The organism is Stenotrophomonas sp. 86156_Sma (assembly GCF_056481625.1).
The window spans coordinates 4,729,405-4,749,036 of sequence record NZ_CM151157.1 but is presented as its reverse complement, the minus strand read 5'-3'; the positions used below and the strand labels follow the sequence as shown (position 1 = coordinate 4,749,036).

Below are 19,632 nucleotides of genomic sequence, written 5' to 3'. Positions count from 1 at the left end.
CAACGCGCTGGGCGTGCGCCTGCGCCGCTCTCTCCCTGCACACGGATTTACTGCCATGAACACCCCACCCACGACGCGCCTCGCCCTGGCCATCATCGCGGCCATCACCGCACCTGCGTACGCCGCAGAAACGCACGATGCCGCGCATGACACCCCCACCACCTTGAACGCGCTGCAGGTCATCGCCACGCCGCGCGGCGCCGCCGTTGCGCCCACCCAGGTGATCGGTCCGAACCGCTACATCATCAAGGCCGAAGACCTCGACGCGATGGTCACCGGCAACAACGGCCTGGCCATGCTGAAGCAGGTGCCGGGCGCCAGCTACACCGCTACCGACGGGCTTGGCCTGGATATCTCGGCCACCAGCCTGTTCGTGCGCGGCTTCCGCATGAACGAAATGGGCATCACCTTCGAAGGCGTGCCACTGAACGACAACGGCTTCCTCTCGCTCACCGGCACCAGCGTGGTGAACGTGGGCGTGCCCGATGGCATCGGCGCGATCACGGTCAGTCCCGGTGGCGCACCGGTCAGTGTGTTCTCCAGCAGCGTCAACGGCGGCAGCCTGGAATACCGCCTGCGCGAGCTGCAGGACACGCCCAGCCTGCGCGTGAAGCAGGGCGTGGGCAGCAACAACACGCTGGTCACCACCGTGTCCGGGCAGAGCGGCCAGCTCGGCGAGCATGGCCCGAAAGTGCTGGTCGACCTGCAGCGCGTGTCCGCCGACAAGTACCAGGGCGAGGGCACCCAGAACTTCCTGCGCGGCGACCTGAAGCTGCAGCAGGACGTCGCCTGGGGCGACTTCACCGTGTTCCTGTCTGACAGCAAGGCCAAGGTCTGGGGCTACAACAACATTTCCTTCGACATGATCCGCAAGCTGGGCTGGAAGGCCGACATCTTCTATCCGGATTACGCGTGGGCCTGGTACGTGGCCTCGCCGGAGAATGCGGACAAATCCTGCGGCGCCTACACCTGCGGTGAGCTGTCCGAACTTATCCCGTACGACACTGGCCAGATCACCCGCGACCGCGTGTCCTCGATCAACCATCGCTTCCAGATCACCCCGGCGCTGAGCGGCAACGTGCAGCTGTACAACGCCAACAGCCACACCCAGGCCACGCTGACCGACCCGACCGTGCCGTCGCCCAACGACGCACCGTTCTCCGAACAGGTGCAGACGCCGCGTGTGAATCGGCTGGGTGGCATGCTCAACCTGCAGTTTGAGACCGGCGCGCACACCTTCACTGCCGGTTTCTGGCAGGAGAAGAGCAAGGCCGCGGCCAAGACCGAGTGGTACCAGCAGCCGCTGCTTGGCGAGGGCCCGCCGCTGAAGGCCACCGGTCCGTTCGATGTGTATGGCCCCGCGTTCAAGACCGACAACGCATCGAGCTGGGTGACCCGCTCGCGCCAGTTCTACCTGCAGGACGACATCGTGTTGAACGACACGCTGAAGCTGGGTGTCGGCTTCAAGGCCGTGGACTTCCGCACCAGCGGTGGCGGCCTGGGTGATGCCAAGGATCGCCCGGTGAACGGCACGCTGCGCGCGAAGAGCAACTTCCTGCCGCACGTCTCGCTGTTCTGGAGCCCGACCGAATCCACCGACGCCTTCATCGACTTGGCCAATACCATGAACGGCTATCGCGTGGCGCAGCGCGGCAACATCGGCTACACCGCCTCGGCGTGGACCATCACCGACCAGGAAGAGTTCGACCGCGTGGCCGGCACGCTGCGCCCGGAGAAGAACTGGAATCTGACCGTCGGCGCGTCGCATCGCTTCGACCGGCTGACGATCACCGGTGACGTGTTCTACAACGACATCCGCAACCGCCTGCTGTCGGCGGCCATTGGTACCCAGTTCGCGCAGATCAACACGGTGCGGCTGATGCCGAAGATGCACGTGATCGGCGCCGACCTCGGCATCACCGCCGACCTGACCGACCACCTGCAGTTCTACCAGGGCGTGGCCGTGGCCCGTTCGTACTACGACAGCGATTTCGTGGTGGGCGACACGGTGTACCCGATCAAGGGCAACGCCCAGCCGGGCTACCCGCAGATCTCGCTGGTCAGCGACCTGTCCGCCCACTTCGGTGACTGGCGCTTCGGTGCCACCAGCACCTCCTACCTGCGCCAGCCCTTCACTTACGAGAACGACATCCGCGTGCCGACCTTCTGGCAGGTCAACACCTATGCCGCCTACCGCTTCGGTGCGGACAGCGCCGTGCCGGGCCTGGAGCTGCGGCTGGACGTGAGTAATCTGTTCAACCGCCACAACATCGGCACCGCCACCATCGCCGGCTCGTCGTTCTCGGGGGATTACCAGACCCTGCAGCGCAGCGCGCCCCGGCAGCTGATGTTCAGCACCTCGATGACCTTCTAAGTAGATCCACGCCATGCGTGGATGCACCTGGCGGTCCCCCCAAACCCACCTGGCCCCCCTTGGGCAATCAACAGCGATTTTCTGGCGGCGACGCAAGGTTCCCACAATGTTGCTGGGTCATCCTGTCTACATGGCTCAGTACAACCCGCGATCACCGTTGTTCGGCATCCGGAGCCCGGGACGGCCCCGGCAGGCGCTGTCCGTGGCGCCTGTGATCGACCTGCAGGCCGAGTACCAGTTCTGGCACGTCTACGAGCGCGTGGTCCGTCCGTTGCCCGGTGGGGGGCTGCGGCTGGCCTGGCTGGTGTGCCAGAAGGTGTACCGGGACCGGTGGCAGCACCCGCACGACAGCGACGAGGCGGCGTTGTCGCGGGTGTTGTTCGGCGGGAACATGACGGCTGACCGGGCGTCGGAGCTGGCGGAGCTGCACGCGCTGGTCAGCCGTCGGGTGGCGTTGCTGGCGAAGCGTGGGCGGGTGGATTCCGCTGCGTGATGCCTGCCCTTGGTAGGGTCGACTGTTAGTCGACCGCTCTTTGCATCTACTTCACAGAAGGCCGCGCTTCGCACGCGAGTCGACCAACGGTCGACTCCACCAAGAGCCAACCCGCCCGGCATTTCTAAGGCTTCCCCCGATCCAACTGCCGGTAACCGATCGCCTCAGCCAGATGCGCCGTCTGGATCGTTTCACAACCCGCCAGATCAGCAATCGTGCGCGCCACCCGCACAATCCGGTGCATCGCCCGCGCAGAAAGCTGCAGGCGCTCAATCGCCTGCTCCAACAGATCCTGATCGCCCTCGCTCAGTTTCGTACAGGCACGCAGCGCAGCCGGCGGTAGATGTGCATTGAGCGCGCCACGTGCCTGCTGCCGGGCATGGGCGGCTTCCACCCGCTCACGCACCGATGCACTGGGCTCACCCAGTGGCGTGCTCTCCCGCAACTCCACTGCGTCCATACGCGCCACACTGATATGCAGGTCGATACGGTCCAGCAGCGGGCCGGAGACGCGCGCACGGTAGCGGTTGATGCGCTCATCGCTGCACAGGCAGCGGTTGCTGCGGTCACCGGCCCAGCCACACGGGCAAGGGTTCATCGCTGCCACTTAGTGGGGGGTTCACTGATGTCATTTAGGGCGAAACGCGAAGCTTGACGAGGGAAGCTGGGAGTCCATAAATTAGGGGTGCTGCTAGCCGAGTCCCCCGGAGATGAGTTCGGAGCCGCTGCCATATCGCCCTTGGCGTATCATCTATATCCCTGTCGTGGAACGACAAGGTGGGTTGTTCCCTTTCTTGTTTCTGAAAAACGGTCTTCCAAGTGCAACAGCGGCTCTATGGGCGCGAGCGCTGAGCTCGGAAAATTGGAGTGACTCAAAGATCGAGGCTCACCTTCGGGCCGTTGGTACGTTCTACGCGTTCTGCCAAATGAAGTGCGGCGGCGAGGCTCCGCTTACCGGTGATCTGTACGTGCTCGTGCAGGAGTATGCCGAGGCTAGATTTCGCGGCACTTGGATTGCCGGTGAAGACCCAACGGGCCTCTACTGGAGGCGGGTCCGAATCTCAACTGTGAGCGAAGAGATCCGGGCGCTGGATCGCTACTCCAGGTTTGTGGCCAAGCTGCACGACTCCCCTGTGTTCAATCCGGACGAGCATGCCCTAGTCAAGGTCGCTCGATTCTATCGGTCTGCCCGCGAAGCTGGCCGGAGCGATGCGCTCGTCCATCTGAGAGGAGTACGCCGACGAAGAAGCAAAGCAGCTCCGACGATAAATCGCAGAATGACCGAGAGTGACAAGGCGGCTATGCGGGCGAAGCATCTCTCGCCGGCGGAAATGATAGAGACGGTAGAGCATGGGGCACGGTCGCCAAGAGACAAGATGTTGTTACTGCTGCTTGGCTATGCGGGACTTCGCATCTCTGAGCCACTGCATCTGTATGTCAATGACGTTGTCGAGTTGTTTCGCGAAACGGGTGCATCGAAGATTCGCCTTGAGCATCCCGAGAATGGGAGTTGCGTGTCGTCGACTACAGAGGATAGGTCTGGCTTCCTCGCAAGGGTGTACAAGCGCCTCCCGCGAAGCCAACTGGGAAGGGGACATCGTGAGTTTGCAGGGTGGAAGGGAATGGTTCTGACCGAAGCTGATTCCGCAAACAGATATGCTTTCTGGCTGGAGGAGAGCATCACGGGCAGGTATTTTCGCCGCTGCCTTGAAGCGTACTTCGATGATCACAAGTCATTGCTCAGGACGGGGCGCCTTCGCCACCCGTATCTCTTTTTCAACACCACGCGTAATGGAGCATTGAACTATGGGCAACCATTGAGTCTTTCGTGCGCACACGAGCTGGTTGATAGAGCGTTCAGGCGTGTAGGGATAAGGGCAGGATCGCACGCATGTCGCCACCACTATGGCTTCTATGCCGCTGACGTACTTCAGATCCCTCAAGAAACGCTGATGAGGATGATGCACCACAGCTCGATTGTCAGCACAGATACCTACTACCATGTCAGCGCCGCTTCTGTCAGGGCGAGGATCTCGGGAACTGACATCCGCAGAATTCCATACGCGAGGCCAGAATTCCCAAGCAGCTGGGGTAAGCCGTGACACAGCTCGATCACGTTACACAGGACATTTCTCAGCTACAGCACTATCGTGGATTGGGCAGCAGTTGCGAGATCGTCTTCAACGCATGTCCGGATAAGTTCGTCGTTACGGGAACGATTTCGCCAATCGAGTGGCGCGATGTCGGTGTAGAGGTTGAGCGTTCGATAGTCCTCAAGCTTACAAGCTCGATGACGGAATTTCGGGAGGATAGGAATGTCATTCGTGCTTTTGACTTCAAGGCATCAGAGGACGGCACGCCTGGTACGCTCCATTACCTGCGCCAAACCTGGTTGTTACGCGCGATTGGTGATCAACTAGAACTGAAGTCGGGCCAGAGTCTCTCCCAGGCGCTAGCGCTTCTCAGCAAAGACGACCAGATCCGACTGTGGCGTCGCATACAGCCGGAAGATCTGGCAGGGGTCCGAGTTGCTTTTCAGGAGGGTCGGATTAAGAAAGTCGACTTGCGTCTGAGCACTGTGTTCAGCTGCGAAGATCCTCTGGCCATGGTGGATCAACTCATCTCTCTCCTTTCCCTGCCGGCAGCGAGAGGTCAGAAGTACTCGGGTATACGGAAAGAGCTGATCGCTGGATCCTCATTCAAGAAGATCGTCCATCTGATCCTGACAACGCTCTGGCGCCGCGGCCTTATTTTTTACTCTCTCGCGATGACAGAGTCCTTGGTTGCAGAGGCTAAAGCTGAGACAGGGCTAACCATCCGTAGCGGTTCTCTGGTACAAGTTCTTCAGGATCCTGATCTTTTCCCGAACGAACTGTTCAGGCGCGTTTGCACCCTTGAAATCAAGGCGCTCGGCAAGCGGGCGGATGCAACTCAGAATCTGTACTTGTCATGGTTTCTCCTTTCGACTAATTGCAGCGACATCGGTGACATATCACCTGAACTGTTGACAGCAACTCGTGATTTCAAGCTCGCGTCCTACAAATGGTGGGAGCTTCTCCGAGTAAGCTTCGAATCGGTGCACGGCTCAGCTAGCTTTCCAGTTCCCCCTCGATCCAGGGTGTTTGGGGAAGTTCGCACTCGGTCACTTGAGTGGGTCCTGCGCGAAGATGCCCGACTCTCTATTTGGACGGAGCTGTATGAGCGGATGTTTGCGTCGGAGTACAAGACGTACACCCCTCAGCAGTACACTGATGCTAGACACTTCTTCCGTTGGCTTATGACTTTGGAGTCGTGGCCATCTCCTCAGGCACTTGACCACAAGCAGGTACGGAATGATGGGCAAGACCGTGATGGCAGTTCATTTCGAGAGTACTTGGATAACTACGTCACAAAGACGACCAGGCAGAAGCCCGGTCCTTTAAGAGCAGCATCCAAGACAGGCGCAATGCGCCAGCTTTACCGCGTAATGGATTTCAACAGGCAAGAGAACTTGGGCGCGATTGCGCTCGATCAGCGATTGATTGGGTCTTTGCGAGTTGATAACCCAGTTGCAGAAGGTGACTGGATTTGGAAGCAGGCCGCCCCACGACGGACTCATCGCTCTGCTGTCGGGACGGACGTGCTGGAGTTCTGCCGAGAACTGCTTCTTGATCGCGATGGCAGCGGTGTCCCAACGTTTGGCTGGCCGCAGTCACAGAGCTCCCTCAGGCGCGACTGGATCGTGGTCGATGGAGCACATAGCGGAAAGTGGCCATATGAACGCAGTCTGCCTGGGGGCCGAATTGAGATATGGCAGCCTACACGTGCGCTTGCGATCTATTTGATGCTTGAGTTGCCACTTCGCGGATTTCAGGTCAGGTGGCTCGACTCTGGTCTGGGCGACGAGTACGTGTGGGATATGCGCGCGGCGAGGCTTGTAGAGAACGATTCGGCGCTCGCTGAAATCTCTAGGAGCTTTGGTGTCTTCCGTCCCCTAACGAATGACGTGCTGTCGGGCAACGATCAGATTGGCATCTACGTCACTACAAACAAGACGCAGATGTGGAATCCCGAAGATTTTCGCGGATTCACTATTCCCTGGCCGGACGCGGAGATTTACTCCATCCTTGATATCCAGCGGGAGTGGTGCAAGGTTGCCGCAACAATTTTTCATACGGAGAAGTTGAGGCTGTCGGATGATGATCTCAACATCAAAGCCAATGTTGTCGACATCCTTCCGGGATTTCACGTGCTGTTTCGAGATGCCTCAAGCTTCGCAGGTGGCAATAGACCAGTATCGTCGGCAAAGATGGAGGCTCTCTGGGTACTGTTGTGCGGGGAAGCTCAGGTCGAATGGAGCAGGAGAGGAACGCCGCTACGGCTTCTCACTCAGAGATCGGGAGGCCGCGCGGACGCGAAGAGGGCTATTCACGACCTTCACTCCCTCCGAGTCTCGGGGATTACATCGCTGTATCTAAAGGGCGTTCCGGTAGAGATCATCAGCAAGTACATAGCGGGTCATGCATCGATCGCGATGACACTGCACTATGAGGCATCAGATCCCCGGGAGATACGCCGCAGGCTACATGCCTATCAGCATCGTTCTGAGTCGAACTCTGGGCGGGACGATGCCCGCCAGCTGATGGAGCGTCTCGAGTCAGGCGAATCGCTCTCTCCCGAGCTTCTTAAGGAGGTATTCGGTCAGGACGCATTCACGCGGCTTCTCATGTCAAACGACTTCCTGACCGAAAGCCAAGTCGGGATAGAGGCGGCTAAGCATGTGTCAGGAAGTTGGGTTTGGTATGGGGATGGAATCTGCCCCGGCGCTAAGTGCAGCGAGGGTGATGAGCTGGGAGGGCCGGTAAAGGGCGGAGCCAGGAGCTGTGGGAACTGCAAGTTCTTTTTGACCGGAACCGCGTTCCTGTACGGGCAGGCTCACCGCTGCAATGAGCTCATGTACGATCTTCGCCGTCTCGGCCTGGAGCGCGAAAATTGCTACGCGATGAAGCGTCAGGCTGCTGTTGGATCGAAGGCGTACGTGAATGCTCAAGCTAGAATCGAGGAAATAGATGCGCACATCGAGCCGAAGCTTTCTGACTGGTGGGCACGGTATCAGCTTCTTCAGAAGAGCATTGCAGCTACGGAACGAATCGCTCCTCAAGGAGGAGCTCAGGCTCTGACGAGTGACGCGCCTCGCGAAGATTTTCAGGTATCGGCGACTGTGACGAATCATGTCCAGCTTTTGAAGGAGTTGTCGCAGAGTTCAGATATCCTCAACGCTGGACAGGAGAACATGGGGCCTGTCTTGGAGCTCAACTCCATCATCAACGTGGTGCTCTCCAAATGTGGCATCGATCCCTTCTTGCTTGGCGTTCCGGACAGTGTTGGACGCGCGACAACCACCGTGGTTGCCGAGGCGATGCAGAATCTCTTCCGGATGCACTATAACTGCACGGACACAGACGCCTACAGACGGATTCAGAACGTCTATGAATCCGTTGACGCAATGGTTGACCCTGTACTCGCGGCGAGTTTGGCGAGCGTCGCAGATGCGTTCAAGCCAATGCTACAAGCTGGTGCATCGTCTGCAGTGACGTGGGATGAAGATGTCGGTGAGAGACTGCTAGGGAAGAAGGCGCATGACTGACCAAGTCGAAGATCAATGGGAAAGCTCAGAACTTCTGTATGAGTACATCTGCACTAAACCCGGGATTGACGTTCGGCTGAAAAAGTCAATTGACCGAATTAGGTCAGTCTGTAATGAGATCGCAGAAGAGGCACGTCGTCACAAGAAGCTTGGCGGAACATTCAAGCGCTCTCCGATCTTCATTGCGGAGGTTGGAAGGCGTTGCACGGAAACGTTTGGCGGACCGTCAGCTGCGTCGATCGTTCGCAACCGTTCCAAGGAGCCGCTCAAGGCTATCTACATTGAGCTAAGGTCCGAGGAGCTTAGGCTAGATCTGCGGATGCCAGCCACTGCTGATCCCTCGCGTTCAGACGACACGGCAGTTGCCGCATACGTACGGTCGCTGGAGCAAAGGCTCAGCGTGAGCGAGCAGATGGTGATTGGTCTTTCACAGACACTGCGTGGCCTTAGGCCAGTCTCGCTCCAGCAGGCGCTCATCTCCGGGACGCGAGAAGGAGATTCCCTTGACTTGGTCGCTGGAGCGCAGGAGAGGCCATCCGACACCGAAGTATCCGAGTTGATACAGAAGTTATTGGACGAGCGCCATCTCAGTCGGTTCGGTCTTCGGTTAGATCGCTCTGTCTTCAACAGCGCCACTGGGGAGGAACTGCTCTCACCCGAGGATGTCTCTACCCTTCAGCGTCTGAGGTAGATCGCTGCTTCTCAACCACGCGCTGATCGGCTGGCGGGAGCTCTGACCCACGACGTGTGGGGTCTTCGGTGCCGCGCGGCCCGCCTCCGCCTTCGGCTGTGCGCTAGGCCAAGCCAGCAGGCGCATGCTGGAACGTTTTAGCGACGAGAACTTGCGGCATGTGTAAGACGTATCGCGGAAGGGCAAAGCGTCCAGTAGTCACTGTCCGATCCCAAGAGGCTCCCTAGCGCAACCTCAATAGCTATAGGTCTGCGCCAGTCGGCGTTGGGCAAGAAGGAGAACTCCCTCGGGCCGAGTCTTGCTTCTTGCTCCCGTCGCTGAAGCCATCGCGATCTGATCTGCATCTCTTTACAAAGTGCTTGCATGGCGGCCTCTTCGTTCATCTCAGTCTGCAACATGACACTAGCTGCCACACGCATCCCCGACCATGCGACATATCGCCGTCTGCCCGAGCTGAGGTTGAACCATGGGCTCTCCTGCATTGCGATGACTCCGTTTGCTCGCTCAGGACTTATTCGGTGCCGTCGAAGAAGGTTCGCCAAGTATGCGGATATCTCGTCGTTGACAAGCCGCCCCCACAGAGCGACGCGAGCTTCTGTATGGGCCGGCCCTTGCCAGCCATTTAGTGCAACTGCCAGCGCATTGCGAAGGTTTGGGAGAGCCTCCCACGCCGGAGAGTATGTCCAGGCGAAAGGGTGGTAAAGGGACCTTCGAGTGGATGGTGAATCGCTGGTCTCGGTCAGCAGTACTCCCGCCGCCTGGAGGTTTCGCAGCAAACTCCACACAGGCCCGTCATCTGAGGCGACCGGGGCATTTCTTGTAACAGAGTCTTCGAGTGCACACCACAGGCACGAGTAGTACGGTCCAAGGGACGCGACCAGTGAGGCCACGTCTGGCCTTGCAGTCGATAGGGTCAGTTGATCAAGTCCATGGCGCACTCAGTTCCAAGGGCTCCCACCAGTGAGCGATCTTACCCACCAGCCAGTTGCACTGTCTACATGATTTTCATGTAACTCGGCACTGGGCCATAGATTGCTGTCCGCTTCCTCGAGCGGGCGGAATGGCAACCAAGACGATCTACCAAGAAGCATACCGGCGTCTCGTAGAGCAGCTTCGGGCGAGACGGGAGGCTATGGGAATTAGCCAAGTATCGCTTGCCTCGCACTTGGATTGGCCGCAGCAAACTATCTCTTCCATTGAGGCCGGTGCCCGGAGATTGGACTTGCTCGAGTACCTCAGGCTCACCTCGGCCCTTGGCATGAGTGCTGCAGAGGCAAGCTCGCTTTTGATGTCTGAGTGGAGGGCGATGCGCGTCCCTCCAATTCGCTAAGGCGCGATGGCCAACGCCCGGTTATCAGGGGCGAACTGCTCCTTCTGTTGCTGGTGGTCAGTTGATCACTATTACGATTCCGGCGTAACGCTTGCCATTGATCGGTCTCCAAGCTGCGATTTGGGTGCATTGAGCGAAGTCGATTGACGGGGACGCTATGAGTCCTCTTGCCCGAACTCGGTACGGGCCGCCCGCAGCACGCGAGCTGGATCAGAGGTCAGGGCTTCGGCAGGTGGCATGCCGTTGAGCAGAGCGTGCGGTGAGAGAAACCACTCTGCCTCACTCCATCCGGTGCTGCGAAATAGCCCGTCCGGCTCGATCTCGAAATGATCGAGTGCACGCAGTACTGACAGGATTTCTGCCAAATATTCAACGGGTTCGCCATTTTCACCAAACTGCCAGTCTGGGTAGCGATAGCCGGGCACAGGCTTCGTTACATAGACCCCGAGTAGCTGGCCGGCTCTGCGCAGCTGACCGGCTAGGCCGCTACCATTGGTCAATGACGGGCCGAGCTGTGAACTGACTTCGGCGGCGCTATGCCACTGTGCGGCAAGTTCATCTCGCCTGACGGCGGCGTCGGACAGGATCTTCTGGGCCGATGAGCAGGCGTCTGAACGCCGTGGTGCGCCCGTTGCTTCTGCCTGTGGCTTTAGCTGTTCTTGGAGAGATGCTTCAGTGAAATTGCCCGTTGCGTGGATGCGATCGAGCAGGAGTCGAAGCGCGATCGCTAATCCCTCGTCCTCTGACGGGTAGGGAGACGCAAACAGAGGTATCTGAACCCACAGATGCTCCTGTCCTGGGTGTACATAGGGGCGATGATCATCAAGCAGCAAGGCCGCGCCTAATTTTGGTGTGGCTAGGCGTAGATCCTTCGTGCTGCCCGTCCAATGGATGTATTCAAGGCTCGCGAACCACGGAGGCGCGCTTCCTTCACGAACCAACAAATCGGCAATGCTGCGAAAGCGCTCTTCCGGCACAGTCGTAAACATCATGAGCTGACTGAAGTGCGATCGGACGTCCTCCAAGAACCGACAGAGGCCGGGTCTTGGAATCTGGCTTATCGCATTGGAAATGAGTGTCCCTTCGAGGTCCAATGCCAGAATGCTCGGCTTCATGTGTTGTCTCTAGCGAGGAGCGTGTGTACACCTTGCTCCTGGACACTCTCGCTGTCCAACACGTGAGCCTACTGGTACACATGCAGCGTGAGCCTACTGGTACGCATGTAGCGTGAGCCTACTGGTACTTGTTGCCTGCAACTGACAAAAGGATCACCTTTGCTGTGCTGCTCGGCAGGGCGGCACCACTAGGTCGGCTGGAATGTTTAGCTCAAGGATCGGCATAGGAGGCATGGGTGGTCGCCGCTGCGCTGTGGCTCTCTTAGTTGCCGCGATGAGGGATCGACAATGTTCAGAACTAGTCACACACATCCTCTGCATATCGCCACGATCGCTGTCGGAGTCAGTGGAGGCGCAGTAGGTGTAACTTTCGCGCCAGGGAAGTTTCAGAAGGCCGCGATGACGGGGCCATGGAGTCGTGACATTGACGTGGATCTTTGCGCGATTCGCCGGTGGGGCGCGGGGTACTTGATCTCCCTGATTGAGCCATGGGAGTTCGATGAGCTTAGGATTGCCGCGCTGCCAAAGCGGGCGATGGCGCAGGGAATCAAATGGTACGGACTTCCAATCGTAGACGGCGCAGCGCCGAACAGTTCTTTCTTGGAGGCATGGCGCGAGCTGGGTCCAGCACTCAGTCGTGAATTGTTGCGCGGAAGCCGCGCAGTTGTTCATTGTAAGGGCGGGCTAGGACGAGCTGGCACCGTAGCGTGCTTGTTGCTTCTAGAAACAGGCACGGCTGCCACAGGTGAGCAGGCCATGAGCATGGTTCGTCAGGTCAGGACGGGTGCGATCGAGACGCGTGAGCAGGAGGACTTCATACGCGCCTGGAGTCCAGGTCCGGGCAGCCAAGCTACAGGCAACTGACACCGTCGACCGGTCGGACTGCGAAAGGCATAGGTTTTGGACCACGGGCGCCTAGGTAGCGCTCTTGCTCGATTCCTTACGTAGGGAGTCCTCGGAAGCCGGCCGGCGCAGCGTCGACAGGATGGTGCACTCAGCTCGCTGTCCGCCGTGACAACTGGCGATTACCCGTTCCAGCTCGTTGGCCATACGTTGCAAGTCTGCCATCCGGGCGCGAATGTCGGACAAGTGGCTGCGGGCCAGACGATCCACATCCACGCACGACAGGCCCTCGTCGCCGGCCAGCTGCAGCAGGCTACGGACCTCTTCCAGGCTGAAACCCAAGTCCCGACCGCGGGCAATGAAGCGCAGGCGCTCAATGTCCGGCAATCCGTAGACCCGGTAACCATTGCCTGATCGTCCCGGCCTCGGGAGCAAGCCGATGCGCTCGTAGTAGCGGATTGTCTCCAGATGGCACCCGCTGGCGGCGGCAGCGTCACTGATTTTCATTCGTAGTAGGCTTGACTCCGTAGTAGCTACGGACTTTACCCTCATGGACCCTGCCATGCCAGCGGACCGCGCCGGCCCGGCTCCCCTGCGATGGAGAAGATCCGATGAGTGATTGCGGCTGCCACCACGAGGCAAAGAACGCGCAGGAACGGCGCGTGCTGTGGATCGCTCTGGCACTGAACGCTGCAATGGCGGTGATTGGCGGCATTGCCGGCTGGATCGCCCATTCCACCGGCTTGCTTGCCGACGCACTGGACATGCTCTCCGACGCCACGGCCTACGCCATTGGGTTGGTCGCTATCGGTCGGACGGCGCGCTTCAAGGCCAACGCTGCTTGGGTTAGCGGTAGCGTGCTGCTGATTCTGGGCGTTGGCGTGCTGGTCGAGGTCGGCCGCCGCGTACTCCACGGGGCTGAACCGGTAAGCGGGTGGATGATCGGTACGGCTCTATTGTCGCTAGTGGTCAATCTCGCGGTCCTTCGCATGCTGGCGCCACTGAAGTCTGGCGAAGTACATCTGCGGGCAACGTGGCTTTTCACCCGAGCCGATGTGGTAGCCAACGTGGGCGTGATCCTGGCTGGCCTACTGGTGTGGTGGCTGGCCAGTCCATATCCAGATTTCGTAATCGGTGCCTTTATCGGCCTCTACGTGATGAAGGAAGCCTTTGAAATATTGGGCGACGCGCGCCGGGCACGCGCCGACGCGCGCAAGACCCCTGCATGACCGCGGGCGGCCAGCTGGGATTTTCCCTGCGCTGATTGCTGCTGGCGAAATTGGCTGTCGGCCGGGATTTGCCTGAAATCGAGGCCGAAACGCGTACAGATGCGTATGAGCATCAGGTCGCGCCCTTTCGACCGCCAATTGCCGGGTGACGCATGTAGGCGCAGGCCGATCCCTGTGATCTCAAGAACCTTCGGAGTACTTCCATGTCTGTGCGATGGGCGGCCTTGGCCGCGTTGCTGTTAACGGGCACAGCAGCGATGCCTGCGGTGGCGGCCGAATTGATGACCTTGGACGATGCCTTTGCACGCGTAGCCCAAACCCATCCGGAGCTGCGTCTGGTCGATGCGCGAGCCACTGTCCTCGCTGCCGAGCGAGATAAGGCGATGCAGCGTCCACCGTGGACGCTCGGTGCCGAGGTCGAAAACGCGCTGGGCACGGGCGCGGCCGGTGGCTTGGACAGCGCCGAGTTGACCTTGAGCCTGAGTTCGGTGCTGGAGCGCGGCGGCAAGCTCGAAGCCCGCCGTACCTTGGCACAAAGCCGGATTGATGCGCTGGCCGTGCAGCGCGAGACCGGGCGCCTGGACTTGCTAGCCGAGACGGCGCAGCGCTATTTGGCTGTCGTTGGTGCCGACCGGCAACGAAGCCTAGCGGACATCGATGTTGGCCAGCGCCAGCGAACCGTGGTCGCCGCCAGGCAGCGCCTGCAGGCCGGCGCCTCACCCGAGTCGGTGCTGCTCACCGCGCAGGCAGCGCTTGCGCGGGCCGAGCTGAAGCGTGATCGGGCCGAGCAACAGCGACTCGCTGCTCGTCAGCATCTGGCTGCTTTGTGGGGCGAACGTACTCCCACCTTCGAAGTGGTCCCGGCCGATCCGATGGCCCTGCCGGCGATCGCCTCCATGCAGACGCTGGCCGATGAGTTGGAACGGACTCCGGAATTGGCGCAGTTTGCCGACGCCCGCCGGATCGCGCAGGCACGCCTGCAGCTGGCGCGTTCAGCGGCCTCACCGGACCTGTCCTGGCAGCTCGGAGTGCGTCGACTACAGGAGACCGATGACACCGCGCTGGTCGCCAGCTTATCCATGCCGCTGGGCAGCCGCAGCCGCGCACAGCCAGAGATTCGAGCCGGCGAAGCCGAGCTGCAGGTCCTGACGATCGAGCGCGAGGCCAAGGGCCTGTCGCTGTACTCCACGCTGGTCGAAGCCCATGGCCGCTACACCGTGGCACAGGCCGAGGTGGCGCGCCTGCACGACGACGTGTTGCCGAAGCTGGCCCGAGCCGAGCAGGCCGCTGAGCGTGCCTATCGTGCTGGGGCGATCAGTTACCTGGAATGGGCACAGTTGCAGTCCGAACGCACCGCCATGGCCCAGCAACAGCTGGACGTCGCCTTGGATGCGCAGCGCGCCCTGATCGAAATTCAACGACTGACCGGCCAGGCGCTTGTCACGCCGCCGGCTGCCGCTTCCACTGGAGAGACCCCATGAATCGCTTTTCCTGGACCGCACTGGGCATGGCTCTGATGCTGGCGGCCTGCAACGCGTCGACCCCCAACGAAGCATCCGAAGGAGGCCACGCCGCTGAGGGCGAAGAGCACGGCGAGCACGAGGAAGCGCCGCTGGAAACCGAGATCTCGGCCAAAGCTGCGCAGGCGGCGGGAATCCAGGTCGCGCCGGCTGGACCCGGTGAGATTGCCGATGAGCATGAGGTGCAGGGGCTGTTGACCCCAATCGATGGGCGCATCGCGCAGGTCACTGCACGCTTCCCCGGACCGGTCCGTTCCGTGCGAGTGGGCGTGGGTGACCAGGTACGCACCGGCCAGGTGCTCGCGACAGTGGAGAGCAACCTCAGCCTGACCAACTACACCGTTACCGCGCCGATCAATGGCGTGGTCATGGCGCGTACGGCCGCCGTGGGCATGTCGGCGCCTGAGGGCGCCCCGCTGTTCGAGGTAGCCGACCTGTCCACGCTGTGGGTGGACCTGCACATCTTCGGCGCCGACGCCCAGCACATCGGTGCCGGCGTGCCGGTGACGGTCACCCGCTTGAGTGATGGCGTCACGGCGCAGACCACATTGGAGCGCGTCCTGCCCGGCACCGCCACTGCCAGCCAAAGCACTATTGCCCGCGCAACCGTAGCTAACACCGATGGGCTGTGGCGGCCGGGTTCAGCGGTCAAGGCGCGGGTCACCGTGGATCGCCAATCGGCGTCGCTGGTGGTTCCGATCACCGCCCTGCAGACCGCACAGGACCAGGACGTTGTCTACGTGCAGCAGGGCGAGACGTACCACACCCGGCCGATCAAGCTGGGGCGCCGTGACGCCGAACGCGCCGAAGTGCTGGAAGGGCTCAAGGCGGGTGAACGAGTGGTGGTGGCCCAAAGCTTCCTGATCAAGGCCGACATCGAAAAATCCACTGTGGAAGAGGAATGAGGCCCGCCATGCTCGAACGCCTCATTGGTCTGTCCATCCGCCACCGCTGGCTGACGCTGGTGCTCACCGCTGCGCTAGTCGCACTGGGCGTGTGGAGCTACCGTCACCTGTCCATTGACGCCACGCCCGACATCACCAACGTCCAGGTCCAGATCAACACCCAGGCCCCGGGTTACTCGCCGCTGGAGGCCGAGCAGCGAGTGACCTTCGCCATTGAAACGGCCATGGCCGGGCTACCAAAGCTGGACTACAGCCGCTCGCTGTCGCGCTACGGACTCTCCCAGGTCACTGTCGTCTTCAAAGACGGCACCGACCTGTACTTTGCCCGCCAGCAGGTCGCCGAAAGGCTACAGCAGATCGCATCTCAGCTGCCCGAAGGGTTGGACCCAGAGATGGGTCCCATCTCTACCGGCCTGGGCGAGATCTTCATGTACACCGTGGAGGCTGAGCCCAACGCCCGCAAGCCCGACGGCACCCCGTATACCGCCACGGACCTGCGCACCCTGCAGGACTGGGTGATCCGGCCGCAGCTGCGCACCACGCCTGGAGTGACCGAGGTCAACACAATCGGTGGCTTTGAGCGGCAGATCCACATCACCCCGGATCCGGCCCAGTTAGTGGCACTGGGCTTTACGCTGAACGATGTGGTCGCAGCGGTCATGCGCAATAACCAGAACATCGGTGCCGGCTACATCGAGCGCAACGGCCAGCAATTTCTGGTCCGCGTGCCCGGCCAGCTGGCCAATCTGGACGCGATTGGGAACATCGTGCTGGACCGGCGCGATGGCGTGCCCATTCGCGTCCGCGACGTCGCTAGCGTAGGCGAAGGCAAGGAGCTGCGCACGGGTGCGGCGACCCAGAATGGCCATGAGGTCGTGGTCGGTACCGCCTTCATGCTGTTCGGCGCAAACAGCCGGGAAGTCTCCCAGGCAGCCGCGGCCAAGCTGGACGCCGCCAACGCCAGCTTGCCCGCTGGCGTGCATGCAAAGGCCGTCTATGACCGCACCGCGCTGGTGGATCGCACCATTGGCACGGTGTCCAAGAACCTGATCGAAGGCGCGCTGCTGGTGGTGGTGGTGCTGTTCCTGCTGCTGGGCAATGTGCGCGCTTCGTTGATCACCGCGGCAGTGATCCCGTTGGCAATGCTGTTCACCATTATCGGCATGGTGCGTGGCAGCGTGTCGGGTAACCTGATGAGCTTGGGCGCCCTGGACTTTGGCCTGATCGTGGATGGGGCGGTGATCATCATCGAGAACTGTCTGCGCCGGTTTGGGGAGGCGCAGCACGCACTGGGCCGCCAGCTCAATGACGAAGAGCGCTTTGATCTGACCGCCTCGGCCACGGCTGAGGTGATTCGCCCCAGTCTGTTTGGTCTAGGCATCATCGCGGCGGTCTACCTGCCGATCTTCGCGCTGTCCGGGGTGGAAGGAAAAATGTTCCACCCGATGGCGATCACGGTGGTCTTGGCCCTGACCGGTGCCATGGTGCTGTCGCTGACCTTCGTACCGGCGGCAATTGCCACCTTCCTGCGCGGCCGTGTGGCCGAGCACGACAACCGCTTGATGCGCTGGTCACGTGCCCGCTACACGCCGCTGCTGGAGTGGGCGCTGCGGCGGCGGGTCGTAGTGCTGACAGGCGCGGCCGTGCTGGTGGTGGGGTGTGGCGTGCTGGCCACCCGGTTGGGCTCGGAGTTCGTGCCGAGCTTGGATGAAGGCGACATCACCTTGCAGCCCATGCGTATCCCCGGCACCAGTCTGGAGCAGTCGGTGGCCATGCAGGAAACGTTGGAGAAGCGCTTGGCCCAGTTCCCGGAGGTGGCCAACATCTTCTCCAAGATCGGCACCGCCGAAGTGGCCACCGACCCGATGCCCCCCTCCATGGCCGATACCTTTCTGATGCTCAAGCCCCGCGACCAATGGCCCGACCCGCGCAAACCCAAGGCCGAGCTGGTGGAAGAGCTGGAGGCGGCGGCCAAGGAGATCCCGGGTAGCAACTACGAGTTCACTCAGCCCATCCAGATGCGCACCAACGAATTGATCTCCGGCGTTCGCTCGGACGTTGCGGTCAAGGTCTACGGCGACAATCTTGACCAGCTGACCCGCCTGGCCAGCCGAGTCGAGCGCGTCATGCGCGGGGTCCCCGGCGCCGAAGACGTCAAGGCCGAGCAGGTTACTGGCCTACCACTGCTCACCATCACGCCAGATCCAGCGGCATTGGCGCGGTATGGATTGAATCCGGGTGACGTGCAGGACACGGTGGCCACCGCCATCGGCGGTAGCGTCGCTGGCCAGCTGATCGAGGGCGACCGCCGATTCGACTTGGTGGTGCGTTTGCCCGAATCGCTGCGGCAAGACCCGGCTGTGCTTGCGGACCTGCCCATTCCACTGCCGGAGAGCACCAGTATCGATGAGTCCAGCCGTGTAGCCGCTGGTGCCAACGGTGGGCCTCGCACTGTTCCACTACGAGAAGTGGCGAAGATACAGGTAGAGCGCGGGCCCAACCAGATCAATCGTGAGAACGGCAAGCGTCGAGTGGTGATCACCGCCAACGTGCGTGAGCGTGATCTTGGCGGATTCGTTGGCGATCTGCGTACCCGCATCGGCCAGGATGTACCGCTTCCAGAGGGGTACTGGATCGATTATGGCGGCACGTTCGAGCAGCTGATCTCGGCCAGCCAGCGCTTGGCGGTAGTTGTCCCGGTCACATTGGCGCTGATCTTCGCCCTGCTGTTCATGGCCTTCGGCTCGGCCAAGGATGCCGCCATCGTGTTCAGTGGCGTTCCCTTGGCATTGACTGGTGGCGTAATCGCCTTGGCTCTACGCGGAATTCCGCTGTCAATCTCTGCGGGCGTAGGCTTCATTGCGCTTTCGGGCGTGGCAGTACTCAATGGCTTGGTCATGATTGCCTTCATCCGCCGACTGCGTGAGCAAGGCGACGCCCTCGAAGATGCTGTCCGGGATGGCGCCCTGGGGCGACTACGACCGGTCTTGATGACTGCCCTGGTGGCTTCCCTTGGTTTCCTGCCGATGGCTTTGAACGTAGGCGCTGGTTCTGAAGTACAGCGGCCGCTGGCCACGGTCGTAATCGGCGGTATCGTGTCCTCGACCGCGCTGACGCTGTTGGTCCTGCCGGTGCTATACCGCTGGCTACATCGCGGCCGCGGCAGCCGTGGCGATGGCGCCATCCAAGATCCTTCAACCTCATGAACGAGATCAATTTGGAAGAGGTCCGGGCAGCGATGTTCACGGACCCGAGCGTGAAAGCAGTAGACGGCCTGCGGCTGGTCCCAGGCCCGGCAACTGGCCGCGCGATTGTGGCCACGATCACTGTCGCTGCCCCCTCGGCGGACCTTGACGTGGTCCACGCTGTGATCGCCCGGGTACTTTTCGATCAATTCGGCATCGAGCAGGCAGTGCTTTCTTTCAACGACCCTGGGCCGGCGCCGCCGCGACCCACGACGGCGCCATTGAAGAAATTGTGATCGCTGCGACTCTCCTGAGTGCCTA

At 60.9% G+C, this 19,632-nt stretch carries 13 protein-coding genes and 2 pseudogenes; 12 read left to right on the top strand and 3 right to left on the bottom strand.

All coding sequences use genetic code 11. The annotated features are described in order from the left end of the window. Positions 1-55: 55 nt before the first annotated feature. Both ACZK33_RS22000 and ACZK33_RS21995 read left to right on the top strand, forming a co-directional pair. Positions 56-2,374 (top strand): TonB-dependent receptor, encoded by a 2,319-nt coding sequence (locus ACZK33_RS22000; protein ID WP_423174304.1) that lies wholly within the window; start codon positions 56-58, stop codon positions 2,372-2,374. Between the two features lie 106 nt (positions 2,375-2,480). Continuing rightward, on the top strand, positions 2,481-2,867 hold the full coding sequence (locus ACZK33_RS21995; RefSeq protein WP_423174305.1) for a hypothetical protein: 387 nt from the start codon (positions 2,481-2,483) through the stop codon (positions 2,865-2,867). Positions 2,868-2,991: 124 nt separating this feature from the next. Here ACZK33_RS21995 and ACZK33_RS21990 read toward each other — a convergent pair. Beyond that, positions 2,992-3,474 (bottom strand): annotated as a pseudogene (locus ACZK33_RS21990) (magnesium chelatase subunit ChlI family protein); the annotation flags it as partial. Between the two features lie 319 nt (positions 3,475-3,793). On the opposite strand from ACZK33_RS21990, the gene ACZK33_RS21985 reads away from it, so the two are divergent. The 4 genes from ACZK33_RS21985 to ACZK33_RS21970 all read left to right on the top strand — a co-directional run bounded on the left by ACZK33_RS21985 (position 3,794) and on the right by ACZK33_RS21970 (position 10,514). Further along, on the top strand, positions 3,794-4,969 hold the full coding sequence (locus ACZK33_RS21985) for a site-specific integrase (RefSeq protein ID WP_146200785.1): 1,176 nt from the start codon (positions 3,794-3,796) through the stop codon (positions 4,967-4,969). Then, on the top strand, positions 4,966-8,493 hold the full coding sequence (locus ACZK33_RS21980; protein WP_164166565.1) for a VPA1269 family protein: 3,528 nt from the start codon (positions 4,966-4,968) through the stop codon (positions 8,491-8,493). Before ACZK33_RS21985 ends, ACZK33_RS21980 begins: the two co-directional genes overlap by 4 nt. Next, positions 8,486-9,184, top strand: a complete 699-nt coding sequence (locus tag ACZK33_RS21975; RefSeq protein WP_142806936.1) for a hypothetical protein — start codon at positions 8,486-8,488, stop codon at positions 9,182-9,184. Before ACZK33_RS21980 ends, ACZK33_RS21975 begins: the two co-directional genes overlap by 8 nt. Before the next feature lie 1,060 nt (positions 9,185-10,244). Next, entirely contained in the window at positions 10,245-10,514 is a 270-nt protein-coding gene (locus ACZK33_RS21970) for a helix-turn-helix domain-containing protein (protein ID WP_032966097.1), read from the top strand. A 155-nt stretch (positions 10,515-10,669) separates the two neighbouring features. Here ACZK33_RS21970 and ACZK33_RS21965 read toward each other — a convergent pair whose 3' ends face one another. Next, positions 10,670-11,629 carry an NIF family HAD-type phosphatase gene (locus tag ACZK33_RS21965; RefSeq protein ID WP_239508211.1) on the bottom strand — a complete coding sequence of 320 codons (960 nt, stop codon included), beginning with the start codon at positions 11,627-11,629 and terminating at the stop codon, positions 10,670-10,672. A gap of 288 nt (positions 11,630-11,917) precedes the next feature. Between ACZK33_RS21965 and ACZK33_RS21960 the strand changes: the two genes are divergently transcribed. Beyond that, on the top strand, positions 11,918-12,493 hold the full coding sequence (locus tag ACZK33_RS21960) for a phosphatase domain-containing protein (protein WP_164166563.1): 576 nt from the start codon (positions 11,918-11,920) through the stop codon (positions 12,491-12,493). Positions 12,494-12,544: 51 nt separating this feature from the next. On the opposite strand, the gene ACZK33_RS21955 is transcribed toward ACZK33_RS21960, so the two are convergent. Further along, positions 12,545-12,979: a MerR family transcriptional regulator gene (locus ACZK33_RS21955; protein ID WP_099484980.1), complete on the bottom strand. Its 435-nt coding sequence runs from the start codon at positions 12,977-12,979 to the stop codon at positions 12,545-12,547. 104 nt (positions 12,980-13,083) lie between these two features. On the opposite strand from ACZK33_RS21955, the gene ACZK33_RS21950 reads away from it, so the two are divergent. The 5 genes and pseudogenes from ACZK33_RS21950 (at position 13,084) to ACZK33_RS21930 (ending at position 19,607) form a co-directional block, all read left to right on the top strand. Then, positions 13,084-13,701, top strand: coding sequence for a cation diffusion facilitator family transporter (locus ACZK33_RS21950; RefSeq protein WP_114618997.1), 618 nt, complete (start codon positions 13,084-13,086; stop codon positions 13,699-13,701). Between the two features lie 203 nt (positions 13,702-13,904). Next, positions 13,905-15,182 carry a TolC family protein gene (locus ACZK33_RS21945; protein ID WP_478453881.1) on the top strand — a complete coding sequence of 426 codons (1,278 nt, stop codon included), beginning with the start codon at positions 13,905-13,907 and terminating at the stop codon, positions 15,180-15,182. A gap of 137 nt (positions 15,183-15,319) precedes the next feature. Next, a pseudogene (locus tag ACZK33_RS21940) lies at positions 15,320-16,126 on the top strand (efflux RND transporter periplasmic adaptor subunit); the annotation flags it as partial. 8 nt (positions 16,127-16,134) lie between these two features. Further along, the gene (locus tag ACZK33_RS21935) at positions 16,135-19,332 is read left to right on the top strand and encodes an efflux RND transporter permease subunit (RefSeq protein WP_164166557.1); all 3,198 of its coding nucleotides are present in this window, start codon (positions 16,135-16,137) and stop codon (positions 19,330-19,332) included. Next, positions 19,329-19,607 carry a hypothetical protein gene (locus ACZK33_RS21930; RefSeq protein ID WP_114618993.1) on the top strand — a complete coding sequence of 93 codons (279 nt, stop codon included), beginning with the start codon at positions 19,329-19,331 and terminating at the stop codon, positions 19,605-19,607. Before ACZK33_RS21935 ends, ACZK33_RS21930 begins: the two co-directional genes overlap by 4 nt. Positions 19,608-19,632 lie beyond the last annotated feature (25 nt).